This is a genomic window from Burkholderia sp. AU33545 (genome assembly GCF_020419685.1).
GTDB lineage: Bacteria > Pseudomonadota > Gammaproteobacteria > Burkholderiales > Burkholderiaceae > Burkholderia > Burkholderia diffusa.
This window is the reverse complement of record NZ_JAIZRQ010000001.1, coordinates 418,380-443,294: the sequence shown is the minus strand read 5'-3', so window position 1 is coordinate 443,294 and position 24,915 is coordinate 418,380. Positions and strand designations below refer to the sequence as shown.

The window sequence follows — 24,915 nt, the reverse complement described above, 5'->3', positions numbered from 1 at the left end:
CCTGTCGTTCGATCGCGCTTATTGTAAACGCTGCATCGGGCCGCCAAGTGTAAATGACGGTTACATAACAGGGACGGGGTGCCAAACCGGGCGCCTCAAGCGACCGCAAGCCGGACGGACGCCCTTGCCGGGGCCTGCGACATCGCGCCGCCGCCCGCCCGGCCCGCCGCGCCGGCCCGGGCGGCACGCCGCGAAACGCTATCGCCACGATTGAAACTCTCGTTCGGCAGCGCAGCAACGGGGCCTTTATAATGCGCGTCTGATACCCATCTATGACGGCATCCCGGTCAACCCGGATCGTACGGCGGGCCTACCCCACCCGCCGCGGCCGCCTTTTACGGATTCGCACATGTCCACGCCCAAACACGCCAAAGTCCTGATTCTCGGTTCCGGCCCCGCCGGCTACACGGCTGCCGTCTACGCGGCACGCGCCAACCTGTCCCCGGTGCTGATCACCGGCATCGCGCAGGGCGGCCAGCTGATGACCACGACCGACGTCGAAAACTGGCCGGCGGACGCGAAGGGCGTGCAAGGCCCGGAACTGATGGCACGCTTCCAGGAGCACGCCGAGCGCTTCAACACCGAAATCGTATTCGACCACATCCACACCGCGAAACTGCACGAAAAGCCGATCCGGCTGATCGGCGACTCGGGCGAATACACGTGCGACTCGCTGATCATCGCGACCGGCGCGTCCGCGCAGTATCTCGGCCTGGCTTCCGAGGAAGCGTTCATGGGCAAGGGCGTGTCGGCCTGCGCGACCTGCGACGGCTTCTTCTATCGCAACCAGGAAGTGGCGGTGATCGGCGGCGGCAACACGGCCGTCGAGGAAGCGCTCTACCTGACGGGCATCGCGAAGAAGGTCACGGTGATCCACCGCCGCGACAAGTTCCGCGCCGAGCCGATCCTGATCGACCGCTTGCTGGAGAAGCAAAAGGAAGGCGTCGTCGACATCAAGTGGGATCACGTGCTCGACGAGGTGACGGGCGAGGAGTCGGGCGTCACGGGCCTGCGCATCAAGAACGTGAAGACCGGCGCGACGGAAGACCTGCACGTGCAGGGCGTGTTCGTCGCGATCGGCCACAAGCCGAACACCGACCTGTTCCAGGGCCAGCTGGAGATGAAGGACGGCTACATCCTGACGAAGAGCGGCCTGCACGGCAACGCGACGTCGACGAGCGTGCCGGGCGTGTTCGCCGCGGGCGACGTGCAGGACAACGTGTACCGCCAGGCGATCACCAGCGCGGGCACGGGCTGCATGGCCGCGCTCGACGCGCAGCGCTACCTCGAAAGCCTGCACGACAAGAAGTAAGCCGGTAGCCTTGCCGCGGCGGGCGCTACAATGGCGTCCGCTGCCGCGAAGCGGGCTCGACCGGAAAGCCGCTGCCGCCGCGCAGCGGCTTTTTTGTGCCCGCGCGCCCGAACGCGCCTGCCCTGTTACCGAATCATGGCAAAGAACCAGCCCCATCCGAGCGATCCCGCGAAGCGGCAGATCGCCGCCCGTCCCGCGAACCCCGCGCCCGCCGCGCCGCCGCCCGCGCCCGATCCCGCCGCGTTGCGCGGCCAGGGGCTCGCCGGCCTCGGCGCACTGCGCAAGTCGCTGCAAGGCGAAGCCGATCGCCGCGACCGCGAGCGCATCGAAACGGCCAAGGCCGAGCGCAAGGCGGAAGCCGACGCGAACCTGTTCCGCAACGAGATCGGCGCCGTCCGGCCGCTGAACGCACCGCCGCGCGCGGCGGCCGGCCGCACGCCGCCCGATCCGGTGCCGAAGCAGACGCAGCGCGACGAGGAAGCCGTGCTGAACGCGACGCTGTCCGACGAATTCGATCCCGAGACGCTGCTCGACAGCGATGACTCGCTGTACTACCACCGCCCCGGCATCAGCCGCGACGTCGTGCGCAAGCTGAGGAGCGGCGCGTGGATCGTGCAGGCGCAGATCGACCTGCACGGCATGCGGCGCGACGAAGCGCGCGATGCGCTCGCCGAATTCATCCGCGAAGCCGGCAAGAAAGGGCTGCGCTGCCTGCGCGTGATCCACGGCAAGGGGCTCGGCTCGATCGGCAAGGAACCCGTGCTGAAAGGCAAGGTGCGCGCGTGGCTCGTCCAGAAGGAAGAAGTGATCGCATTCTGCGAGGCGCGCGGCCACGACGGCGGCGCGGGCGCGGTGCTGGTGCTGCTGCAGCCGTTCGCGGCGCCGGGCGACCGGGGGCCGCGTGCCGCATCCTAGGCTGACGCTCGCGATCGCCATACTGGAGGCAATCGCCACGCTGGCATTTGCGATCTCGGGCTTCATCGAGGCGCGCAAGAACCGCCTCGACTCGGTCGGCACGTTCGTCGTCGCGCTCGCCACCGCGTTCGGCGGCGGCACGCTGCGCGACATCCTGCTCGAGCGCCGGCCGTTCTACTGGGTCGTGCACGACGACTACGTGATCGCGATCTTCGTGCTCGCGCTGTTCGCGCCGTTCGTGCTGCGCATGCTGTCGCGGCTGTCGGCCGAGCGGTTGCTGCTCGTCGCCGATGCGATCGGGCTCGGCATCTTCAGCATCTCGGGCACGTCGATCGCGCTCGACGCCGAGATGCCGCGCTTCATCGCGGTGATGATGGGCGTGATTACCGGCGTGGTCGGCGGGATCGTCCGCGACGTGCTGTGCAACGACATCCCGCTGATCCTGCGCGATTCGCGGCCGTACGCGACCTGCGCGTTCGTCGGTTGCTGGTTCTATCTGCTGCTCGTGTGGCTGCAGTTCGATTCGGTGTACAGCGTGCTGCTCGCGACCGGCTTCATCCTCGTCGCACGGCTCGCGACGTTCAAGTTCGACGTGCGGTTGCCGCACTGACGCCGCCGTGCCGCCGCGCCGCAATGCCGTGCCTGGCCGGGGCGCCAGAACAAAAGGGGCCGTTCAAGACGGCCCCTTCACGTTCGTTCAGCGCATTCGCGTCCTCACGCGATCCGCTCTTCCGACACCGGATCGAACAGCACCGCCTTCGACACGTCGAACAGCAGCGACTGCGTCTGCCCCGGCTGCGGATTCGCGGCCGGATGCACGCGGCTCACGATCCGCTTGCCGTTGACCTGCGCGAACACGTGCGTGTCCGGCCCGGTCGGCTCCGTCACGTCGACGCGCACGTCGATCGGCTGCAGCTGCGACGTCTCGCCGTGGTGCGCGTTGCGCACGTCGGTGATGCGCTCCGGGCGCAGGCCGAGGATCACCTCGCGGCCGACATGACCGTTCATTCGCTTCGCGTCGAACGGCAGGTTCAGCGCGCTGCGCGCGAGGCCCGTGTCGATCTCGAGCGCGATCCCGCTGCCCTGCTCGACCAGCTTGCCGTTGATGAAGTTCATCGGCGGCGCGCCGATGAAGCCCGCGACGAACAGGTTCGACGGCGAATCGTAGATCTCCTGCGGCGCGCCGAACTGTTGGACCACGCCGTCCTTCATCACCGCGATCCGGTCGCCGAGCGTCATTGCCTCGATCTGGTCGTGCGTCACGTAGACGATCGTCGTGCCGAGGCGCTGGTGCAGCAGCTTGATTTCCGCGCGCATCTCGATGCGCAGCTTCGCGTCGAGGTTCGACAGCGGTTCGTCGAACAGGAACAGCGACGGATCGCGTGCGAGCGCACGGCCCATCGCGACGCGCTGGCGCTGGCCGCCCGACAGCTGGCCCGGCTTGCGGTCAAGCAGATGCTGGATCTGCAGCATCGCCGACACGCGCTCGACGATCTGCTGCTGCTCGCTCTTCGGCACCTTGCGGATGTTCAGGCCGAACGAGATGTTCTCGCGCACCGTCATCGACGGATACAGCGCGTACGACTGGAACACCATCGCGATGTCGCGATCCTTCGGCGACAGGTCGTTGACGACCTTGCCGTCGATGCAGATCTCGCCGCTCGTCACGGTTTCGAGCCCGGCAATCATGTTGAGCAGCGTCGACTTCCCGCAGCCCGACCCGCCGACCAGGATCAGGAACTGTCCGTCCTCGATCTCGATGTCGACACCCTTCAGGACCGGCACCCCGTTCGGGTAGGTCTTGTACACGTCACGGATGGAAAGGCTTGCCATGCTGTGAATCCTCTGTCTCGTCTCGCGCGGCGCACTGCGGCGCCGCGTCGGGTTCGTTTCGATGCGCCGCGCGTCGTGCGCGGCCGGTTCGTCGTTTCGGATGAAACCGCGCTTACCCCTTCACCGCGCCCGCCGTCAGCCCGCGCACGAAGTAGCGGCCGGCGACCACGTAGACGAGCAGCGTCGGCAGCGCGGCGATGATCGCGCCGGCCATGTCGACGTTGTATTCCTTCACGCCCGTCGACGTGTTGACGAGGTTGTTCAGCGCGACCGTGATCGGCATCGAATCGACGCCGGAGAACACGATCCCGAACAGGAAGTCGTTCCAGATCTGCGTGAATTGCCAGATCAGGCACACCATGAAGATCGGCAGCGACACGGGCATCAGGATCTTCGTGAAGATCGTGAAGAAGCCCGCGCCGTCGATGCGCGCGGCCTTCACGAGTTCGGCCGGCACGCTCACGTAGAAGTTGCGGAAGAACATCGTCGTGAACGCGATCCCGTACACGACGTGCACGAACACGAGGCCCGGAATCGTGTTGGCGAGGCCGAGCATCCCCTGCAGGCGCGCCATCGGCAGCAGGATCACCTGGAACGGAATGAAGCAGCCGACCAGCATCATCGTGAACAGCGCATCCGCGCCGCGAAAGCGCCAGTGCGTGAGCACGTAGCCGTTGAACGCGCCGATCAGCGACGAGATCAGCACGGCCGGGATCACCATCTGCAGCGAGTTCAGGAAGAACGGCTTCATGCCGTCGCAGCGCACGCCGGTACACGCGCCGCTCCACGCCTTCACCCACGGATCGATGGTCCAGTGCGTCGGCGGCGTCAGCAGGTTGCCGGTGCGCAGCTGGTCGAGATCCTTGAAGGACGTCGACAGCATCACGTAGATCGGGAACAGGAAATACAGCGCGAACAGGATCAGCGCCGCATAGATCACTGCCCGGCTGATCGTCATCTTAGGCTGCATTGCGGGTGCTCCTCGATTCCATATACATCAGCGGCACCAGCACGGCGACCACGGTCGCGAGCATCATCACCGACGACGCCGCGCCGAGCCCGAGCTGGCCGCGGTTGAACGAAAACGTGTACATGAACATGGCCGGCAGCGACGACGACGTGCCGGGGCCGCCCGCCGTCAACGCGACCACCAGGTCGAAGGTCTTGATCGTGATGTGGCAGAGAATCAGCAGCACCGAGAAGAACACCGGGCGCATGCTCGGGATCACGATCTTGCGGTAGATGGTCGGCAGCGTCGCGCCGTCGACCTGCGCGGCCTTGAAGATCTCGGCGTCGACGCCGCGCAACCCGGCGAGGAACAGCGCCATCACGAAGCCGGTCGACTGCCACACGGCGGCGATCACGATACAGAAGATCGCCTTGTCCGGATCGTCGAGCCAGCCGAACGAGAAGCTGGTCCAGCCCCAGTCGTGCATCACTTTCTCCAGGCCGAGGCCCGGGTTCAGGATCCACTGCCATGCGGTACCCGTGACGATGAACGACAGCGCCATCGGATACAGGAAGATCGCGCGCAGCGCGCCTTCGTTGCGGATCCGCTGGTCGAGCAGGATTGCGAGGAACAGCCCGAGCGCGACGCAGATCGCGATGAACGGAATCCCGAACCAGCCGAGGTTCGCGGCGGAGGTCCACCACACGTCGTTCTGGAACAGGTCCGTGTAACGGCCGAAGCCGTCGAATTCGTAGTTCGGCAACAGCCGCGAGTTGGTCAGCGACAGATAGCCGGTGATCAGAATGAAGCCGTAGATGAACACCACGGCGATCGCGAGGCTCGGCGCGAGCACGAGCTTCGGGATCCAGCGATCGGCGAAGGCCGACATCGGCGACGTGCGCCGTGCGGCGGCAGCGCCGGATCCGTTTCCGCTAAGAGGGGCAGCCACTTGATTCGACTCCTGGAACGAGGGTGACGCAGGCCGGGCCGGCGCCGGGTACGGCACGGGCTTCGCGGGCGAGCCCGTTTGCTGCACTTGCAAAAACGCCCGGCCGGCGAAGTGCTTCCGGCCGGGCGCCTATCGCGTTTTACTTCACCTTCGCGGCTTTCGCGAGCGCGGCGACCGCGCTCTTCGAATCCTGCTGCGAGTTCATGAACTTCGTCACGACGTCGGTGATCGCGCCGGCCGTTGCGTCGCCCTGCGCCATCCCGTGCGCGAGCGACGGCACGAAGCCGCCCGACTTGATCGCGGTCTGCTCGTCGGCGTACGACTTCTTCGCGCAGTCGTCGAACTTGTCCATCTTCACGCCGAGACGCACCGGCACCGAACCCTTCAGCAGGCTGAACTGCTCCTGGAAGGCCGGCGTCATGATCGTCTTCGCGAGTGCGAGCTGGCCCGGCGTCGCTTCCTTCTGGCCCTTCTGCTGGAAGAACACGAACGAGTCGACGTTGAACGTGTACGAATTCGCCGTACCCGGCACCGCCGCGCAGATGTAGTCCTTGCCCGCCTTCTTGCCCGCGTTCTCGAACTCGCCCTTCGCCCAGTCGCCCATGAACTGCATGCCGGCCTTGCCGTTGATGACCATCGCGGTCGCGAGGTTCCAGTCGCGGCCGTTACGGCCGGTATCGAAGTAGCCCTGGATCTTGCGCACCGTGTCGAACACCGACAGCATCTGCGGCGAGGTCAGCGTCGCCTGGTCGAGATCCACCAGCGCCTTCTTGTAGAACGCCGGGCCCTGCGACAGCACGACGTCTTCCCACAGCGTCAGGTCCTGCCACGGCTGGCCGCCCATCGCGACCGGCTGGATGCCCGCGGCCTTCAGCTTGTCGGCGACCGCGAAGAATTCAGGCCAGGTGGTCGGCACCTTCGCGCCGACCTTGTCGAGCGCGGCCTTGTTGATATAGAGCCAGTTCACGCGATGCACCGAGAACGGCGCCGCGACGGTGTGGCCCTTGTACTTGATGATCTTGTCGATTTCCGGCGGCAGGTTCTGCTTCCAGTCGCCAGCGGCGGAATCGATGTTGACGAGCACGCCCTGGTCGGCCCAGTCCTGGATCAGCGGGCCCTTGATCTGCGCGGCCGACGGTGCGTCACCGCTGATCACCTTCGTCTTCAGCGCGGTCATCGCCGCGGCGCCGGCGCCGCCCGCGACCGCGAAGTCCTTCCACACGTAGCCCTGCTTCTGCACGTCGTCCTTCAGCACGCCGACGGCCTTCGACTCGCCGCCCGAGGTCCACCAGTGCAGCACGGTTACATTCTCGGCCGCCTGCGCCGCCACGGCGCCAGCCATCAGACCCGCGGCGCAGAGCGCGCCCATGATCGAGCGAACTTTCATTACTTATCTCCTCCAGACTGAATCAACTCGTGAGGTTCCCCGACGGGGAACCGGCTTCTTGATAAACGACGGGGAAATCGAGCCGCGGGACGCATGCAGCGTACGGGGCCGATGACCGGCCGGGCTCTTACAGAAAGCGTGAATCGAGATTCAACGGCGTGTCTCCTCTTTGTGTTTCTGGCCCGCCGCGATGCCGCGGCGCGAGCCCGGGGGCGACGGCGCGCGGACGATGCGCACCGTCAATGTCCGATAACATTCGGCACAAGGCGTTCCCGAAGGCGAAGCTCGCGCAGTTCATCGACCGCACTTCTTTTTTTCTTCACCCAGGTGCTACCCCTTGCGGCGGATTGTAGTTAAACTACAATTCAGTGTCAAAAATATTTTTATCGCACTACGGATCGCTTCCCAGCACCCCAACCGGCGGAGACACATGCATACCGATTCCAGCTTTACCTTCGTACTTTTCGGCGGCACCGGCGACCTGTCGATGCGCAAGATCCTGCCCGCGCTGTTCGAAGCGCACCGCGGCAACATGCTCGCGGAAAGCGGCCGGATCGTTGCCGTCGCGCGGCACGAATCGGATCGGGCCGGCTATCTCGAGTGGGTCGACACGCACGTGAAGCCGCACGCGGCGAAAGCCGCCGGCAAGGCCTTCGACGAAACCGCGTGGAAATCCTTCCTCGAACGCATCGAATACGTAAAGCTCGACCTCGGTCGCGCGGAGGACTACGTCGTGCTGCGCGACGCGGTCGCGCAGCTTCCCGGCATCCGCGTGTTCTATCTCGCGACGGGGCCGTCGCTGTTCGTGCCGATCTGCAAGGCACTCGCGTCGGTCGGCCTGAACGAAGGCGCGCGCATCGTGCTCGAGAAGCCGCTCGGCTACGACTTGCGCTCGTCGAACGCGATCAACGACGCGGTCGGCGAGATCTTCGCGGAAGACCAGATCTACCGGATCGACCACTACCTCGGGAAGGAGCCGGTGCAGAACCTGCTCGCGCTGCGCTTCGGCAATGCGCTGTTCGAGCCGCTGTGGCGCCGCGAATGGGTCGAGAGCATCCAGATCACGATCGCCGAGGAGCTCGGCGTCGAGGCGCGCGGCGATTTCTACGACAATACGGGCGCGCTGCGCGACATGGTGCAGAACCACCTGCTGCAGCTGCTGTCGATCGTCGCCATGGAGCCGCCGCACTCGATGGACTCCGACTCGGTGCGCGACGAAAAGCTGCGCGTGCTGCGCGCGCTGAAACCCGTCGATTCGCGCGACATCGGCAAGGTCGCGGTGCGCGGCCAGTACCATGCGGGCGTGATCAAGGGCGCGCAGGTGCCGGCCTACGCGACCGAGCCTGGCGTGAAGCCGGACAGCCCGACCGAAACCTTCGTCGCGCTGAAGGTCGAGATCGAAAACTGGCGCTGGGCCGGCGTGCCGTTCTTCCTGCGCACCGGCAAGCGTCTCGCCGATCGCGTCGCGGAGATCGTCGTCAACTTCCGGCCGGTGCCGCACTCGGCCCTCGGGCCGACCGCGCTGCGCGCCGGATCGAACCGCCTCGTGATCCGGCTGCAGCCGAACGAGACGATTCGCCTGTACTGCCTCGCGAAGCAACCCGGCGAAGGGATGAACCTCGCGAGCGTGCACCTCGACCTCGCGTTCGACCGTTTCTTCAAGGAAGGGCAGATGGAGGCGTATCAGCGCCTCTTGCTCGACGTGATCAACGGCCGCCTCGCCCTGTTCGTGCGTCGCGACGAACAGGAAGCCGCGTGGCGCTGGGTCGAGCCGATCCTGAACGAATGGGCCCGCTCGCTGAAGCCGCCGAAGCCGTATGCGGCAGGCACGTGGGGGCCGGCCGCGGCGAGCGCGATGCTTGCGCAGCACGGCACCTGCTGGCTCGAAGAAGAAAACTGATGCAAACCGTTGCCGTGTGCACACGGCAACGTGCCCCATGATTCGCACGAATTGAACAGACAAAGCAGTCCGGAGGAGATGTGATCGAGATTCACGCTTTCGACACCCAGGAAGCGCAAAGCGAAGCGCTCGCGCGCGCCGTCGGCGATGCGCTGCGCGCCGCGCTCGGCGGCCCCGCGCGCCCGACGCTCGCGGTGTCCGGCGGCACGAGCCCGCGCCCGTTCCTGCAAACGCTGTCGCACGCGGCGCTCGACTGGGCCGGCGTCGACGTCACGCTGGTCGACGACCGCTGGGTGCCGGAAGACGACGCGGCCAGCAACGCGCAGTTCGTGCGCGACACGCTGCTGCAACACGCGGCGGCCCCTGCCCGCTTCCTGCCGCTCGTCGACACGCGCGCGGCGCTCGACGCGCACGTCGCCGCACTCAACGCGAACGCCGACTACCGCGTGCCGACCGTCGCCGTGCTCGGCATGGGCGAGGACGGCCACACCGCGTCGATCTTCGCCGATGCGCCCGAATGGGATCGCGCGATCACGACGCCCGAGCGCTTCGTCGCCGTGCATCCCGGCGCCGCGCCGCATGCGCGTGTGAGCTTCTCGCTCGATGCGCTCAAGCGCGTCGAGCGGCTGTTCCTGCTGATCGCGGGCGAACGCAAACGCGCGGTGCTCGACGCGGCAGCCGCATCGCTGCAGAAGAACGCGATTTCCCAACTGGCCAACGACAAGGGGACCAAGCTCGATGTCTACTGGTGCGCAAAGTAAGGCTGTCGTCGCGGCCCAGCATGCCGACGGCCCGCGCCTGCTCGCGGACGTCGGCGGCACCAACGCGCGTTTCGCGCTGGAAACCGGCCCCGGCGAGATCACGCAGATCCGCGTCTACCCCGGCGCGGACTATCCGACGCTCACCGACGCGATCCGCAAGTATCTGAAGGACGTGAAGATCAGCCGCGTGAACCACGCGGCGATCGCGATCGCGAACCCGGTCGACGGCGACCAGATCACGATGACCAATCACGACTGGAGCTTCTCGATCGAGGCCACGCGCCGCGCGCTCGGCTTCGACACGCTGCTCGTCGTGAACGACTTCACCGCGCTCGCGATGGCGCTGCCGGGCCTGACCGATGCGCAGCGCGTGCAGATCGGTGGCGGCACGCGCCGCCAGAACAGCGTGATCGGGCTGCTCGGGCCCGGCACCGGGCTCGGGGTCTCCGGCCTGATTCCCGCGGACGACCGCTGGATCGCGCTCGGCAGCGAAGGCGGTCACGCATCGTTCGCGCCGCAGGACGAGCGCGAGGATCTCGTGCTGCAGTACGCGCGCAAGAAGTTTCCGCACGTGTCCTTCGAACGCGTGTGCGCGGGACCGGGCATCGAGGTCATCTACCGCGCGCTCGCCGCGCGCGACAAGAAGCGCGTGGCCGCGACCGTCGACACGGCGGAGATCGTCGAGCGCGCGCATGCGGGCGACGATCTCGCCCTCGAGGCGGTCGAATGCTTCTGCGGCATCCTCGGCTCGTTCGCGGGCAGCCTCGCGCTGACGCTCGGCGCGCTCGGCGGCGTGTACATTGGCGGCGGCGTCGCGCTGAAGCTCGGCGATCTGTTCACGCGCTCGTCGTTCCGCGCGCGCTTCGAGGCGAAGGGCCGCTTCACGCAGTATCTCCAGAACATCCCGACCTACCTGATCACCGCCGAATATCCGGCCTTCCTCGGCGTGTCGGCGATCCTCGCGGAGCAGTTGTCGAACCGGTCGGGCGGCGCATCGTCGGCCGTGTTCGAGCGGATCCGCCAGATGCGCGACGCGCTGACGCCGGCCGAGCGCCGCGTCGCCGATCTCGCGCTGAACCATCCGCGCTCGATCATCAACGACCCGATCGTCGACATCGCACGCAAGGCGGACGTGAGCCAGCCGACGGTGATCCGCTTCTGCCGCTCGCTCGGCTGCCAGGGGCTGTCGGATTTCAAGCTGAAACTCGCGACCGGCCTCACCGGCACGATTCCGATGAGCCACAGCCAGGTGCATCTCGGCGACACCGCCACCGACTTCGGCGCGAAGGTGCTCGACAACACGGTGTCCGCGATCCTGCAGTTGCGCGAACACCTGAACTTCGAGCACGTCGAGAACGCGATCGAGATCCTGAACGGCGCGCGCCGCATCGAGTTCTACGGGCTCGGCAACTCGAACATCGTCGCGCAGGACGCGCATTACAAGTTCTTCCGCTTCGGGATTCCGACGATCGCGTACGGCGACCTGTACATGCAGGCCGCATCGGCCGCGCTGCTCGGCAAGGGCGACGTGATCGTCGCGGTGTCGAAATCGGGACGCGCGCCGGAATTGCTGCGCGTGCTCGAGGTCGCGATGCAGGCCGGCGCGAAGGTAATCGCGATCACGTCGAGCAACACGCCGCTCGCGAAGCGCGCGACCGTCGCGCTCGAGACCGACCACATCGAGATGCGCGAATCGCAGCTGTCGATGATCTCGCGGGTCCTGCATCTGCTGATGATCGACGTCCTCGCGGTCGGCGTCGCGATTCGTCGCGCGTCCACCAACGGCGAACTGCCGGAGGCCGTCGCGCAGGCGCGCGCACGGGCGAGCGACGACGAGACGGCCGACGTGCTCGACTGGCTGAGCCACGGCGCCTCGCCGGCGGCGAAGGACGTCGCGCGGGACTGACGCCCGACACGGCACGGCGACCGCTTTCCGCCCGCCCGAAAAAAACGCCACCGACGCATCGCGCGGTGGCGTTTTTTCATGCCGGGGCGGCGGCTGCCGCGCCGGCTCAGGCGCCCGCTTTCACCGGCCGGCCATGCCAGCGCAGCACGAGGGAGCGGCCGACGAAACACAGCACGCCGGTGACGCCGATCGTCACGCCCATCGCGAACGGCGTGCCGTCCGCGAGTGCGCCGATCGCAACGCTCGCGATCGCGCCAAGCGCGAGCTGCATCGCGCCGAACACGGCCGCCGACGCGCCCGCATTGTGCGGATAGCGATGCATCAGGTCGGTCGTGCAGTTCGCGGACAGGATCCCGACCACGCCGACCACGAAGAACAGGCACACGACGATCGACCACAAGCCGCCCCACCCGGTCAGCGCGACGAGCGCGACCGCGAGCGACGCGATGCAGCTCACGAGCGACGCGGCCGAGATGATGCGCAGCGAGCCGATGCGGCCGACGAGCCGCGTGTTCGCGAAGTTGCCGATCATGATCCCGACGACGTTCAGGCCGAACAGCAGCCCGTAGTGCTGCGGCGACACGTGGAAATACTCGATGTACACGAACGGCGTCGCGGTGATGTACGAGAACATCGACGCGAACGCCATCCCGCCGCACAGCATGTGCCCCCACGCGACCGGATCGGACAGGATGCGCCCGTACGATGCGAACGACGCGAGCACGGCCGCGCTCTTGCGCCGCTCCTTCGGCCAGGTTTCCGGCACGCGCAGGTAAGCGGTCGCCGCGCACACCGCGCCGAACACGGCGAGCACGACGAACACGCCGCGCCAGCCCGAGAAGCGCAGGATCTGCCCACCGATCAGCGGCGCGAGCAGCGGCCCGACCGCAGTGACGATCGCAACCATCGACAGCACCTTCGCCGCATCGGTCGGCTCGTGCGCATCGCGCGCGATCGCACGCGACAGCACCGACGCAGCGCCGGCGCCGAGCGCCTGCAGGAACCGCACGAGGATCAGCATGTCGATCGAGTTCGACACGAAGCAGCCGACGCTCGCGAGCGTGAACAGCGCGATGCCACCGAGCAGCACCGGCCGGCGGCCCCACGTGTCGGACATCGGACCGTACAGCAGCATGCCGATCGAGAAGCCGGCCATGAAGCTCGTCAGCGTGCGCTGCGCGGCGCCGGGACTCACGGAAAAGCCGTCGGCGATCGACGGCAGGCTCGGCAGGTACATGTCAGTGGCGATCGGCCCGCAAGCGGCGAGCGCGCCAAGCAACAGGATCAGCCGGGCATCGGGCCGGCGTCGGATGACGTGAGACATGGGTATCCGGAATGGAGGCCCGCGCGCATCGGGGCGCGCGTGGCGGTGAAGACGGGAGGCCGCGCCGCGAACGGCGCGCCCAGGCCCATGATTGTACGCGCAACTTTTTTACGTGCTGGCGGCCGAGTGGGCGGCGGGCGGGAAAACACCGGCGCGACGCCCACCGCGCGGGATCGAGCGCCGGGATTCGATTAAGCTTGCAGCTCCTCGCCCCTCTCGTCTGACCAATACGACACACGATCGAACCGATGACCGCCTTCCTGTTGATCTGGAGCCCCAAGAAATGGCCGTGGCCCGAATTGCCCGACGTCGCCGCGCGCGTGAAAGCCGGCGAGGCCGTGCATGACGTGTGGGGCTGCGGCTTCGCGCGCGGCATCCTGCCGGGCGATCGTGTGTTCCTGCACCGCGTCGCGAAGGAGCCGAAAGGCGTGTTCGGCTCGGGCTACGTGACGCGCGCGCCGTACGAGGTGCCCGACCCGGCGACGAAGCGCGGCTACCGGCTGTGCATCGACTTCGTCTACGACTGGCTGGTCGACGCGCACCAGGACGTCGTGATCCCGCGCGACGCGCTGCGCGTCCATCCATACTCGGTGCAGACCTGGGACGCGCAGTCCTCCGGCACGTCGATCAAGCCGATGGTCGAAGGCCCGCTCGAGAAGCGCTGGGCCGAGCTGACCGGCAAGCGCAAGCCGCCACCGTTGCCGGATCGATAACGGGGCCGAATCACACCCTCGTCCTGCCCGGCCCGCGCCATCCCTCACGCGCCGAAAGGCCGCAGACCGCCCGGCGGGCCCGTCATGCGCGTCTCCGGTACAATCAGACGATCGTTCCGCCCAGGCGCCGCGGCCCGTGCACAGGCCCCCGCGCCCTTCTCTCGCAGGTTTCGTCCATGTCCAACAATCAGATCCTCTTCGAACGCGCCCAGAAGACCATTCCGGGCGGCGTCAACTCGCCGGTGCGAGCCTTCCGTTCGGTCGGCGGCACGCCGCGTTTCGTCTCGCGCGCGCAGGGCCCGTACTTCTGGGATGCCGACGGCAAGCAGTACATCGACTACATCGGCTCATGGGGCCCGATGATCGTCGGCCACGTCCATCCGGAAGTGCTGTCGGCCGTGCAGAACGTGCTCGCCGACGGCTTCTCGTTCGGCGCGCCGACCGAAGCCGAGATCGAAATCGCCGAGGAAATCTGCAAGCTCGTCCCGTCGATCGAGCAGGTGCGGATGGTATCGAGCGGCACCGAGGCCACGATGAGCGCGCTGCGTCTCGCGCGCGGCTTCACGGGCCGCAGCCGCATCGTCAAGTTCGAGGGCTGCTATCACGGTCACGCGGACAGCCTGCTGGTCAAGGCCGGCTCCGGCCTGCTGACGTTCGGCAACCCGACGTCGGCCGGCGTGCCCGCCGACATCGCGAAACACACGACCGTCCTGGAATACAACAACGTCGCCGCGCTCGAAGAAGCGTTCGGCGCGTTCGGCGACGAGATCGCCGCGGTGATCGTCGAGCCCGTCGCGGGCAACATGAACCTCGTGCGCGGCACGCCCGAATTCCTGAACGCGCTGCGCGCGCTGTGCACGAAGCACGGCGCCGTGCTGATCTTCGACGAAGTGATGTGCGGCTTCCGCGTCGCGCTCGGCGGCGCGCAGGCGTACTACGGGATCACGGCCGACCTCACCTGCCTCGGCAAGGTGATTGGCGGCGGGATGCCGGCCGCCGCGTTCGGCGGCCGCCGCGACATCATGGCCCACCTCGCGCCGCTCGGCGGCGTCTATCAGGCCGGCACGCTGTCGGGCAACCCGATCGCGGTCGCCGCGGGCCTGAAGACGCTGCAACTGATCCAGGCGCCCGGCTTCTACGACGCGCTCACCGCGCAGACGAAACGCCTCGCCGACGGCCTCGCGGCCGAAGCGCGCGCGGCCGGCGTGCCGTTCGCCGCCGACTCGATCGGCGCGATGTTCGGCCTCTACTTCGCGGAGCGTGTGCCGACCAGCTTCGCGGAAGTCACGAAGAGCGATACCGAGCGCTTCAACCGCTTCTTCCACCTGATGCTCGACGAGGGTGTGTATTTCGCGCCGTCCGCGTACGAGGCCGGCTTCGTGTCGAGCACGCACGACGACGCGGTGATCGACGCGACGCTCGCGGCCGCACGTCGCGCATTCGCAGCCCTCGCCGCCTGACCCGGGTCCGCACGCATGTTCTCGGATACCGATTTCGCCCACATGCAGCGCGCGCTGACGCTCGCGGCGCGCGGCATGTATACGACCGCGCCGAACCCGCGCGTCGGCTGCGTGATCGTCAAGGACGGCGACGTGATCGGCGAAGGCTTCACGCAGCCGGCCGGCCAGGACCACGCGGAAGTGCAGGCGCTGAAGGACGCGCGTGCGCGCGGCCATGACGTCGCCGGCTCCACCGTGTACGTGACGCTCGAGCCGTGCAGCCACTTCGGCCGCACGCCGCCGTGCGCGAACGCACTGATCGACGCGCGCGTCGCGAAGGTCGTCGCCGCGATGGAAGACCCGAATCCGCAAGTGTCGGGGCGCGGCCTAGGGATGCTGCGCGACGCGGGCATCGACGTGCGCTGCGGGCTGCTCGCGAACGAAGCGGGTGAACTGAACATCGGCTTCGTGTCGCGGATGACGCGCGGTCGCCCATGGGTACGGATGAAGACGGCCGCGTCGCTCGATGCACGCACGGCGCTGCCGTCCGGCGAAAGCCAGTGGATCACCGGCGAGGCCGCGCGCCTCGACGGCCACGCCTGGCGCGCGCGCGCGTGCGCGATCCTCACCGGGATCGGCACCGTGCGCGAGGACAACCCGCTCCTGACCGTTCGCGGCATCGACACGCCGCGCCAGCCGCAGCGCGTGCTGGTCGACAGCCGCCTCGACCTGCCGCTCGATGCGCGCCTGCTCGAAGGCGCGCCGCTGCTGATCTTCTGCGGCCGGCTCGATGCCGCCGGCGAAGTGCGCGCGAACGTGCTGAAGTCGCGCGGCGCGGAAATCGTGCCGCTCGCGAATGCGTACGGCAAGGTCGACCTGCCCGCGATGCTGGCGGCGCTCGGCGCGCGCGGCGTCAACGAGTTGCACGTCGAGGCCGGCCACAAGCTGAACGGCTCGCTGCTGCGCGAGCAGTGCGTCGACGAGCTGCTGGTCTATCTCGCGCCGAGCCTGCTCGGCAGCGACGCGGCCGGCATGTTCGACCTCGCCGCGCCGGCGAGCCTCGACGCCCGCGTGCGGCTCGCGTTCCACAGCGTCGAGCGGATCGGCGACGATCTGCGAATCCTGGCGCGTGTCGCGCCGCCCCCCGCCACTCTTTGAACGGAGCCGTCAGGATGTTTACCGGAATTGTCGCGGCCGTCGGCCGCATCGAGGCGATCAACCCGCTCGGCGCGTCGCCCGAGGCGGGCGTGCGGCTGACCGTGCAGGCCGGCGGGCTCGACCTGGCCGATGTCGCGCTCGGCGACAGCATCGCGATCCAGGGCGCGTGCATGACGGTGATCGAAAAGACCGACACTGGTTTCGACGTCGACGTGTCGCGCGAAAGCCTGAACCGCACGGTCGGTCTCGCGCAGCCGGGCGAAGTGAACCTCGAGAAGGCGCTGCGCGCGCACGACCGCCTCGGCGGGCACATCGTGTCGGGCCACGTCGACGGCCTCGGCACCGTGACGCGCTTCGCGCCGGTCGGCGAATCGCACGAGTTGCGGATCGTCGCGCCGCGCGAGCTCGGCCGCTATCTCGCGTACAAGGGCTCGATCACGGTCAACGGCGTGAGCCTGACCGTCAATACGGTCGACGATCGCGCCGACGGCTGCGAGTTCTCGATCAACCTGATCCCGCATACGGTCGAGGTCACGACACTGCGTCACGTGAAGGCCGGCGACAAGGTCAATCTCGAAATCGACATGATCGCGCGGTATGTGGAGCGGATGATGTCGGCATCGCAGGGCGTGCATCAGGACTGACCAGACTGTTCCGCCCCCTGGATGGTAAATGGCAGCCGGCGGTGCGGCCCGGCACCTGACCTGATGGCCAACGACGCGCACGGGTCATCCCGTCGCGCTAAGATGCAACGGCAGCGGTTTCGGCGCCGCGACGCACGGTGCGCCGCGTACCGGCTGCCCCCTTTTCCTCCAGGAGTCGTCCCATGTCCATCTCGATGTACCAGGCTTCGCTGCCCGTCCTGATCCGCGGCCTCACCAACCTGCAGCACATCCTCGGCAAGGCGCAGGCGCATGCGGCCGAGAAGCAGATCGACCCGTCGGTGTTCATCGGCGCACGCCTCTATCCGGACATGCTGCCGCTCGTCCGCCAGGTGTATATCGCGACCGACACGGCCAAGGGCTGCGCCGCGCGGCTCGCCGGCGTCGACATCCCGAGCTATCCCGACGTCGAGCAGACGTTCGACGAACTGCACGCGCGCATCCAGAAGACGATCGACTATCTGAAAGGCTTCGACGCCGCACAGATCGATGGCAGCGAAGCGCGCCAGGTCGTGCTCAAGATGCGCGTCGGCCCGATCGAGTTCACCGGCCAATCGTATCTGCTGAACTTCGTGCTGCCCAACTTCTTCTTCCACGTGACGACGGCATACGACATCCTGCGCCACAGTGGTGTCGAACTTGGCAAGCTCGATTACCTCGGCGGCCGTAACGAACAAGCGTGACGCACGGCCGGGGCTCGGCCGGCCTGCGGTGGCCCGTCTTCGGGCGGGCCGCGACGGTCCGGGCAGGCCCGGCCCGACGGCCGGTCGCACCGCTTTCCGGCGCGCTCGCCGGCCGCGCGCAGCCGGTGCCAGCCGAAACGTCGCCCGGCTGGCGTAAAATACGCACTTTCCTCTTTCTCGCCCCCTTATGACGCTCGCCTCCACGCTCGACATCATCGCGGAGTTGAAAGCCGGCCGGATGGTGATCCTGGTCGACGAAGAAGACCGCGAAAACGAAGGCGACCTCGTGATCGCCGCCGAATTCGTCACGCCGGAAGCGATCAACTTCATGGCCAAGTACGGCCGCGGCCTCGTTTGTCTGACGTTGACGCAGGAACGCTGCAAGCAGCTGCACCTGCCGCTGATGACCTACCGCAACGGCACGCAGTACGGCACCGCGTTCACGGTCAGCATCGAAGCGGCCGAGGGCGTGACGACCGGCATCTCGGCCGCCGACCGCGCGCACACGATCGCCACGGCGGTCGCGCACGACGTCCGCCCCGAGCACATCGTGCAGCCGGGGCACGTATTCCCGATCATGGCGCAGCCGGGCGGCGTGCTCGTGCGCGCCGGCCACACCGAGGCCGGCTGCGACTTCACCGCGCTCGCGGGCCTCACGCCGGCCGCGGTGATCTGCGAGATCATCAAGGACGACGGCACGATGGCGCGCCTGCCCGACCTGATCGAATTCGCGAAGGAACACGGTCTGAAGATCGGCACGATCGCCGACCTGATCCACTATCGCAGCCGCACCGAATCGATCATCGAGCGGATCGCCGAGCGCACGATGCAGACCGCGCACGGCACGTTCCGCGCGGTGCTGTACCGCGACCAGCCGAGCGGCTCGCCGCACATCGCGCTGGTGCGCGGCACGCCGTCGCCCGACGTCGATACGCCCGTGCGAGTGCACGAGCCGCTGTCGGTCCTCGATCTGCTCGAGACGAGCATCTCGACGCACTCGTGGACGCTCGACGCGGCGATGCGCGAGATCGCGGAACGCGACCTCGGCGTGATCGTGCTGCTCAACTGCGGCGACACGAAGGAACATCTGATCGACGTCTTCAAGGCGTTCGACGAGGAAGAAAAGGCCGCTGCGCTGAAGCGCCGGCCGGTCGATTTCAAGACGTTCGGCATCGGCGCGCAGATCCTGCGCGATGTCGGCGTCAGCAAGATGCAGGTGCTGTCGAATCCGCGCAAGCTGGGCAGCATGTCCGGCTACGGCCTCGAAGTCACGGGCTTCATTCCGATGCCCGGCGGCGAAGCCAAGTCCTGCCCGGCGTCCCACGCGTAACCCGCCACGACGCTTTCGCCCTATAACCGTTCATCCACACCACGGACCAGATCATGGAAATCGGACAATACCAACCGAATCTCGAAGGCGACGGCCTGCGTATCGGCATCGTGCAATCCCGCTTCAACGAACCCGTCTGCAACGGCCTCGCCGATGCGTGCGTCGAGGAACTCGAGCGCCTCGGCGTCTCCGGTGAAGATGTGCTGCTTGTGTCGGTGCCCGGCGCGCTGGAAATCCCGCTCGCGCTGCAGAAACTCGCGGAAAGCGGCCAGTTCGACGCGCTGATCGCGCTCGGCGCGGTGATCCGTGGCGAGACGTACCACTTCGAACTCGTGTCGAACGAAAGCGGCGCGGGCATCACCCGCATCGGCCTCGACTTCAACCTGCCGATCGCCAACGCGGTCCTGACGACCGAAAACGACGAGCAGGCCGTCGCGCGCATGACCGAAAAGGGTCGTGACGCCGCGCGCGTCGCAGTCGAGATGGCCAACCTGACGATGGCACTCGACCAGCTCGGCGACGACGACGAGGACGACGAAGAGGAAGAAGACGAAGAGGAGCGCGCATGAAGAAGAGCGCCCGCCGACAATCGCGCGAGCTGGCGACGCAGGGCCTGTATCAGTGGCTGCTGTCGAACGCGGCCTCCGGCGAGATCGACGCGCAGCTGCGCGGCGCGCTCGGTTACGACAAGGCTGACAAGGAACTGCTCGAAGCCATCCTGCACGGCGTGATCCGCGAGCACGCGACGCTCGTCGAAGCGCTGACGCCGTCGCTCGACCGCCCGATCGACCAGTTGTCTCCGGTCGAACGTGCGGTGCTGCTGATCGCGACGTTCGAGCTCACTCACCATGTCGAAACGCCGTACCGTGTGATCATCAACGAAGCGGTCGAACTCGCGAAGACGTTCGGCGGCTCCGACGGCTACAAGTACGTCAACGGCGTGCTCGACAAGCTCGCCGCGAAGCTGCGCCCCGCCGAAACGCAGGCGCGCCGCAACGGCTGATACCGTTTGTTTGTCCACGGGCGCGCAAGCGCCCGTTTTTCATTCTCTCCCCCGCCCCGCCCGACCGATGAATACCACCGCCGATTCGCTCGTCACGCTCGCCGCACGCGTCGACGCGATCCAGCCCTTCTACGTGATGGAATTGATGAAGGAGGCACAGCGGCTCGAGTCCTCCGGGCGCGATGTTATCCACATGGGCATCGGCGAACCGGATTTCACCGCGCCAGAGCCCGTCGTCGAGGCGGCCGCGGCCGCGTTGCGCCGCGGCGTCACGCAGTACACGAGCGCGCTCGGCATCGCGCCGCTGCGTGAAGCGATCGCCGCGCACTATGCGCGCGCCTACGGCCTCACGATCAGCCCCGAGCGGATCGTCGTGACGGCCGGCGCCTCCGCCGCGCTGCTGCTCGCGTGCCTCGCGCTCGTCGGCCGTGACGACGAGGTGCTGATGCCCGACCCGTCGTATCCGTGCAACCGGCACTTCGTCGCGGCGGCCGAAGGTCGGCCGGTGCTCGTGCCGAGTGGCCCGGAAGCGCGCTTCCAGCTCACCGCGGACGACGTCCGCACGCGCTGGGGCAGCCACACGCGCGGCGTGCTGCTCGCGTCGCCGTCGAACCCGACCGGCACGTCGCTCGAGCCGGACGAACTGAAGCGGATCGTCGAAGCCGTGCGCGCACGCGGCGGCTTCACGATCGTCGACGAAATCTACCAGGGGCTCAGCTACGACGCGGCGCCCGTGTCGGCGCTGTCGTTCGGCGACGATGTCGTCACCGTGAACAGCTTCTCGAAGTACTTCAGCATGACCGGCTGGCGGCTCGGCTGGCTCGTCGTGCCGCCCGCGCTCGTCGGCACCTTCGAAAAGCTGTCGCAGAACCTGTTCATCTGTCCGTCCGCGCTCGCGCAGCACGCGGCGCTCGCATGCTTCGAACCGGCAACACTCGACATCTACGAGGCGCGCCGCCTCGAATTCAAGCGTCGCCGCGATTTCATCGCGCCAGCGCTCGAGAAGCTCGGCTTCACGGTGCCCGTGATGCCGGACGGCGCGTTCTACGTATATGCGCACTGCGGCGGCGTCGCCCATCCCGCGGCCGGCGACAGCGCGGCGCTCACGCACGCGATGCTGCACGATGCGGGCGTCGTGCTGGTGCCGGGCATGGATTTCGGCGTGCATGCGCCGCGCGACTATATCCGGCTGTCCTATGCGACCGCCTACGCGCGCCTCGAAGAGGCCGTCGAGCGGCTCGCGGCACTGTTCGGCCAGCACTGACCGCCGATCCGCCGATCCGCTTTCCCGGCCGGCACACCGGCCGTTGCCCCGCGCAAAAAAAGAAAAAGGCACCCGAATCGGGTGCCTTTTTGCTGGAGTCTGGCCAGAACCGCGGGACGTTACGCGCCGAGTTCCGAGTGGTCGCCGTGCGACTGCTTCGCGGTGTCGACGCTTGCGTCGTCCTGCTGCGGTGCGCCCTTCGGCGCGGCAGCCGCTTTCGTGGTGATCGGCTGCGCGCCGTCGAGCGTCGCATGCACGCGCTTGGCGCCGCCGGCTGCTGCCGTCACGGCCGCGGTCACGATCGGCTTCGACGGCTGGGCCGGCGCCTGCGGCGCATTGACCGGCACGCTGCGGCCATGCGCGACATCGCGCAGGCGGCCGCGCTCGGCCATGACCTTCGAGCCGTAGGCGGTGTCGTCCGGGTTGGTCGAGCCGTTGTACAGACGCAGCCCGTTCGCGAGCGAGCCGCCGCGGGCGATGCAGTCCTTCAGCACGAGCGCGCCGACCTGCAGGTTCGCGAGCGGTTGCAGCGCGGTGTCCGTGCCGCCGAAATACTCGAACTTGTCGGAATGAACCTTCGACATGACCTGCATCAGGCCTTGCGCGCCGACACCGCTTTCCGCGTACGGGTTGAAGCCCGATTCGATCGCCATCACGGACAGCAGCAGCAGCGGATCGAGGCCGACGTCGCGGCCGGTCTGGAACGCAGCCTTGACGAGCTGGCCGAGCGGCTCCTGCGCGACCCTGTAACGGCGCGACAGGTAGGTGGCGACGAGCGCCTGTTCGCGGTTCGACGCGAGCGCACGATCGTCGCGCGCATCGGCCGGGACCCGCTGGGTCGGGATCAGTTTCGCCAGCGCGACGGGCGACGGGCCGCTACGGGACGGATCGGACGCATCGTTCTGCGCGGCGGCTTCCGGCGTGACGTCGAGACCGACGGCGAGCGCATCCGTTTCCGGGGCGTCTTCCTGCTGCGGCTGCGCGCCAGCAGGCGCGAAGTTCGGCAGCGGATGGCCGGTCAGCAGACGGGCCGGACCGGCCTGCACGGCCGCGGATACGACCGGCATCAGCTTCGCGGCGAGATTCCCGCGCACGGTCGGCAGCAACCACAGGGCAAGTGCGACCGCGACAGCGAGACAGCCGACAACGCTGAATAGATGGTGACTGACACGCGTCCCGCGACGCAGCATGTTGCGCACGATTTGTGCATGCTGCTCACTAGGACGCCACGATAACCAAGCGTTCATTCAGATCATCTCCCATGAACATGACTCGTGCGGCTCGCTCAGCTCGATGGCGAGACGGAAAACGCGCCGCGGAATCACGACGCCGCACGCCTTGGTTGGGACGCGCAAGCATCGGGGAAACGGTATAAGTACCGTTCGAGGCCACGGTGTAAGAGGGCCGGCACCTTCGCACATTGGGCGAGGCGGGCATACGCGGTGGCACCCACGCAAAAAAACCAGCGTCTCGTGGCGCTGGCTGGGACTACGACAAAGGCCGTCGAATACGCCGTGCAGGTTTCGGCGGACGGTGACGCGCTGCGTCAAAGATCGGTGATTGGCGGCTCGAAGCCTTTTACCCTGCAACCAATGTGAGCGGATTCTAGCAGGGTTTTATAGATCGTCAACACTATAAAACCGCAAAATCATAACAAAAAGTAATTTTGAACCGCCCTTCAGATCGCAAGCCCGCTGCCGTAGGGGCTCTGCGCGCCGTCGACTTTTTTCTCCGCCGGGCGTGCGAGCGGCCGCCCGGGTAAAATCGTCGGTCGATTCGGGGCCGCAGCCGGCCGCTGCGCCCGCCCATCGCTGCCCGCCTTGCGGGTGGCTCGGACCTTCTTCATGAAATACAAAGACTTACGCGATTTCATCCAGCGCCTCGAGGCGCTCGGCGAGCTGCGGCGCGTCACGCAGCCCGTGTCGCCCGTGCTCGAAATGACCGAACTGTGCGACCGCGTCCTGCGCGCCGGCGGCCCGGCGCTGCTGTTCGCAGCGCCGCCCGGCAATGCGTTCCCGGTGCTCGGCAACCTGTTCGGCACACCGCGCCGCGTGGCGCTCGGGATGGGTGTCGATGCGGGCGACGACGCCGCGCTCGGCTCGCTGCGCGACCTCGGGCGGCTGCTGTCCGTGCTGAAGGAGCCGGATCCGCCGAAGAGCCTGAAGGACGCCGGCAAGCTGCTGTCGCTCGCGAAGGCCGTATGGGACATGGCGCCGAAATCGGTGTCGTCGCCGCCGTGCCAGGAGATCGTCTGGGAAGGTGCCGACGTCGACCTGAACAAGCTGCCGATCCAGACCTGCTGGCCCGGCGACGCAGGGCCGCTCGTCACGTGGGGCCTCACGGTCACGCGCGGGCCGAACAAGCCACGCCAGAACCTCGGCATCTACCGCCAGCAACTGATCGGCCGCAACAAGCTGATCATGCGCTGGCTCGCGCATCGCGGCGGTGCGCTGGACTTCCGCGAATTCGCGCTGAAGAACCCCGGCAAGCCGTATCCGGTCGCGGTCGTGCTCGGCGCCGATCCGGCCACGACGCTCGGCGCGGTGACGCCCGTGCCCGATTCACTGTCCGAGTATCAGTTCGCCGGCCTGCTGCGCGGCAGCCGCACCGAGCTCGCGAAGTGCCTGACGCCCGGCGTCGATACGCTGCAGGTGCCCGCCCGCGCGGAGATCGTGCTCGAAGGCTTCATCCATCCGCAGGAAGGCGCACCCGCCCCTGGCCCGGCCGGCGCGCCGCCGCGGCCGGCCGGCAACGCGGCCGCCGCATACGAACACGCGCTCGAAGGCCCGTACGGCGACCACACCGGCTACTACAACGAGCAGGAGTGGTTCCCGGTGTTTACCGTCGAGCGGATCACGATGCGCCGCGACGCGATCTATCACTCGACCTATACGGGCAAGCCGCCCGACGAGCCGGCCGTGCTCGGCGTCGCGCTCAACGAGGTGTTCGTGCCGCTGCTGCAGAAGCAGTTCACCGAGATCACCGACTTCTACCTGCCGCCGGAAGGCTGCAGCTACCGGATGGCCATCGTCCAGATGAAGAAGAGCTACGCCGGCCATGCGAAGCGCGTGATGTTCGGCGTGTGGAGTTTCCTGCGGCAGTTCATGTATACGAAGTTCATCGTGGTCGTCGACGAGGACGTCAACATCCGCGACTGGAACGAGGTGATCTGGGCGATCACGACGCGCGTCGATCCCGTGCGCGACACCGTGATGGTCGACAGCACGCCGATCGACTATCTCGATTTCGCGTCGCCAGTCGCGGGCCTCGGCTCGAAGATGGGGCTCGACGCGACCAACAAGTGGCCGGGCGAGACGACCCGCGAATGGGGTCGCCCGATCGAGATGGATGCGGCCGTGAAGGCGCGTGTCGACCGTCTCTGGCAGGAAATCGGACTGTAAGTCCGCGCCTTGAACGCACCCGACAA

The 24,915-nt window shown here is 67.4% G+C and carries 22 protein-coding genes; 16 read left to right on the top strand and 6 right to left on the bottom strand.

The genetic code is table 11. The features are described 5' to 3' along the window. Window positions 1–349: 349 nt before the first annotated feature. From trxB to LGM71_RS01975, 3 genes are all read left to right on the top strand, one after another. Complete coding sequence (gene trxB, locus LGM71_RS01985; protein ID WP_059605329.1) at window positions 350–1,312, top strand: thioredoxin-disulfide reductase; 963 nt, start codon at window positions 350–352, stop codon at window positions 1,310–1,312. 135 nt (window positions 1,313–1,447) lie between these two features. Then, complete coding sequence (locus LGM71_RS01980) at window positions 1,448–2,227, top strand: Smr/MutS family protein (RefSeq protein WP_059605331.1); 780 nt, start codon at window positions 1,448–1,450, stop codon at window positions 2,225–2,227. Further along, on the top strand, window positions 2,214–2,837 hold the full coding sequence (locus tag LGM71_RS01975; RefSeq protein ID WP_059605334.1) for a trimeric intracellular cation channel family protein: 624 nt from the start codon (window positions 2,214–2,216) through the stop codon (window positions 2,835–2,837). Before LGM71_RS01980 ends, LGM71_RS01975 begins: the two co-directional genes overlap by 14 nt. Before the next feature lie 104 nt (window positions 2,838–2,941). Here LGM71_RS01975 and LGM71_RS01970 read toward each other — a convergent pair whose 3' ends face one another. The 4 genes from LGM71_RS01970 to LGM71_RS01955 all read right to left on the bottom strand — a co-directional run bounded on the left by LGM71_RS01970 (window position 2,942) and on the right by LGM71_RS01955 (window position 7,345). Then, window positions 2,942–4,060, bottom strand: coding sequence for an ABC transporter ATP-binding protein (locus tag LGM71_RS01970; protein WP_124623541.1), 1,119 nt, complete (start codon window positions 4,058–4,060; stop codon window positions 2,942–2,944). A 112-nt stretch (window positions 4,061–4,172) separates the two neighbouring features. Beyond that, entirely contained in the window at window positions 4,173–5,030 is an 858-nt protein-coding gene (locus LGM71_RS01965; protein ID WP_124623544.1) for a carbohydrate ABC transporter permease, read from the bottom strand. Then, a complete protein-coding gene (locus tag LGM71_RS01960; protein ID WP_059509685.1) occupies window positions 5,020–5,958 on the bottom strand; it encodes a carbohydrate ABC transporter permease in 939 nt (312 codons plus the stop codon). Before LGM71_RS01960 ends, LGM71_RS01965 begins: the two co-directional genes overlap by 11 nt. Window positions 5,959–6,097: 139 nt before the next feature. Beyond that, window positions 6,098–7,345, bottom strand: coding sequence for an ABC transporter substrate-binding protein (locus LGM71_RS01955; protein ID WP_124623547.1), 1,248 nt, complete (start codon window positions 7,343–7,345; stop codon window positions 6,098–6,100). 430 nt (window positions 7,346–7,775) lie between these two features. On the opposite strand from LGM71_RS01955, the gene zwf reads away from it, so the two are divergent. The 3 genes from zwf to LGM71_RS01940 all read left to right on the top strand — a co-directional run bounded on the left by zwf (window position 7,776) and on the right by LGM71_RS01940 (window position 11,912). After that, a complete protein-coding gene (gene zwf, locus LGM71_RS01950; RefSeq protein WP_124904341.1) occupies window positions 7,776–9,245 on the top strand; it encodes a glucose-6-phosphate dehydrogenase in 1,470 nt (489 codons plus the stop codon). An 80-nt stretch (window positions 9,246–9,325) separates the two neighbouring features. Then, a complete protein-coding gene (gene pgl, locus LGM71_RS01945) occupies window positions 9,326–10,006 on the top strand; it encodes a 6-phosphogluconolactonase (protein ID WP_226113810.1) in 681 nt (226 codons plus the stop codon). Next, window positions 9,984–11,912, top strand: a complete 1,929-nt coding sequence (locus tag LGM71_RS01940) for a bifunctional transcriptional regulator/glucokinase (protein ID WP_124904337.1) — start codon at window positions 9,984–9,986, stop codon at window positions 11,910–11,912. The genes pgl and LGM71_RS01940 overlap by 23 nt, the downstream gene beginning before the upstream one ends. A gap of 106 nt (window positions 11,913–12,018) precedes the next feature. Here LGM71_RS01940 and LGM71_RS01935 read toward each other — a convergent pair whose 3' ends face one another. Further along, window positions 12,019–13,236 (bottom strand): Bcr/CflA family multidrug efflux MFS transporter, encoded by a 1,218-nt coding sequence (locus LGM71_RS01935; RefSeq protein WP_059605354.1) that lies wholly within the window; start codon window positions 13,234–13,236, stop codon window positions 12,019–12,021. A 248-nt stretch (window positions 13,237–13,484) separates the two neighbouring features. Between LGM71_RS01935 and LGM71_RS01930 the strand changes: the two genes are divergently transcribed. The 9 genes from LGM71_RS01930 to LGM71_RS01890 all read left to right on the top strand — a co-directional run bounded on the left by LGM71_RS01930 (window position 13,485) and on the right by LGM71_RS01890 (window position 21,488). Further along, a complete protein-coding gene (locus LGM71_RS01930; RefSeq protein WP_226113808.1) occupies window positions 13,485–13,949 on the top strand; it encodes a hypothetical protein in 465 nt (154 codons plus the stop codon). Window positions 13,950–14,125: 176 nt separating this feature from the next. Then, window positions 14,126–15,409, top strand: a complete 1,284-nt coding sequence (gene hemL / locus LGM71_RS01925; protein ID WP_059605360.1) for a glutamate-1-semialdehyde 2,1-aminomutase — start codon at window positions 14,126–14,128, stop codon at window positions 15,407–15,409. Between the two features lie 15 nt (window positions 15,410–15,424). Continuing rightward, a complete protein-coding gene (gene ribD / locus LGM71_RS01920) occupies window positions 15,425–16,546 on the top strand; it encodes a bifunctional diaminohydroxyphosphoribosylaminopyrimidine deaminase/5-amino-6-(5-phosphoribosylamino)uracil reductase RibD (RefSeq protein ID WP_124623558.1) in 1,122 nt (373 codons plus the stop codon). A 14-nt stretch (window positions 16,547–16,560) separates the two neighbouring features. Continuing rightward, complete coding sequence (locus tag LGM71_RS01915) at window positions 16,561–17,190, top strand: riboflavin synthase (RefSeq protein WP_059680800.1); 630 nt, start codon at window positions 16,561–16,563, stop codon at window positions 17,188–17,190. 182 nt (window positions 17,191–17,372) lie between these two features. Next, window positions 17,373–17,891 (top strand): DUF1993 family protein, encoded by a 519-nt coding sequence (locus LGM71_RS01910; RefSeq protein WP_059605368.1) that lies wholly within the window; start codon window positions 17,373–17,375, stop codon window positions 17,889–17,891. Window positions 17,892–18,078: 187 nt separating this feature from the next. Next, window positions 18,079–19,221 carry a bifunctional 3,4-dihydroxy-2-butanone-4-phosphate synthase/GTP cyclohydrolase II gene (gene ribBA / locus LGM71_RS01905; RefSeq protein ID WP_059605371.1) on the top strand — a complete coding sequence of 381 codons (1,143 nt, stop codon included), beginning with the start codon at window positions 18,079–18,081 and terminating at the stop codon, window positions 19,219–19,221. A gap of 53 nt (window positions 19,222–19,274) precedes the next feature. Continuing rightward, a complete protein-coding gene (gene ribH, locus LGM71_RS01900) occupies window positions 19,275–19,790 on the top strand; it encodes a 6,7-dimethyl-8-ribityllumazine synthase (RefSeq protein ID WP_059680803.1) in 516 nt (171 codons plus the stop codon). After that, window positions 19,787–20,224 (top strand): transcription antitermination factor NusB, encoded by a 438-nt coding sequence (gene nusB, locus LGM71_RS01895; RefSeq protein WP_059605377.1) that lies wholly within the window; start codon window positions 19,787–19,789, stop codon window positions 20,222–20,224. The genes ribH and nusB overlap by 4 nt, the downstream gene beginning before the upstream one ends. 67 nt (window positions 20,225–20,291) lie before the next feature. Then, window positions 20,292–21,488 (top strand): pyridoxal phosphate-dependent aminotransferase, encoded by a 1,197-nt coding sequence (locus LGM71_RS01890; RefSeq protein WP_226113806.1) that lies wholly within the window; start codon window positions 20,292–20,294, stop codon window positions 21,486–21,488. Window positions 21,489–21,607: 119 nt separating this feature from the next. On the opposite strand, the gene LGM71_RS01885 is transcribed toward LGM71_RS01890, so the two are convergent. Next, a complete protein-coding gene (locus tag LGM71_RS01885) occupies window positions 21,608–22,735 on the bottom strand; it encodes a lytic transglycosylase domain-containing protein (protein WP_226113804.1) in 1,128 nt (375 codons plus the stop codon). 597 nt (window positions 22,736–23,332) lie between these two features. Between LGM71_RS01885 and LGM71_RS01880 the strand changes: the two genes are divergently transcribed. Beyond that, entirely contained in the window at window positions 23,333–24,889 is a 1,557-nt protein-coding gene (locus LGM71_RS01880; RefSeq protein ID WP_226113802.1) for a UbiD family decarboxylase, read from the top strand. Window positions 24,890–24,915: the final 26 nt, after the last annotated feature.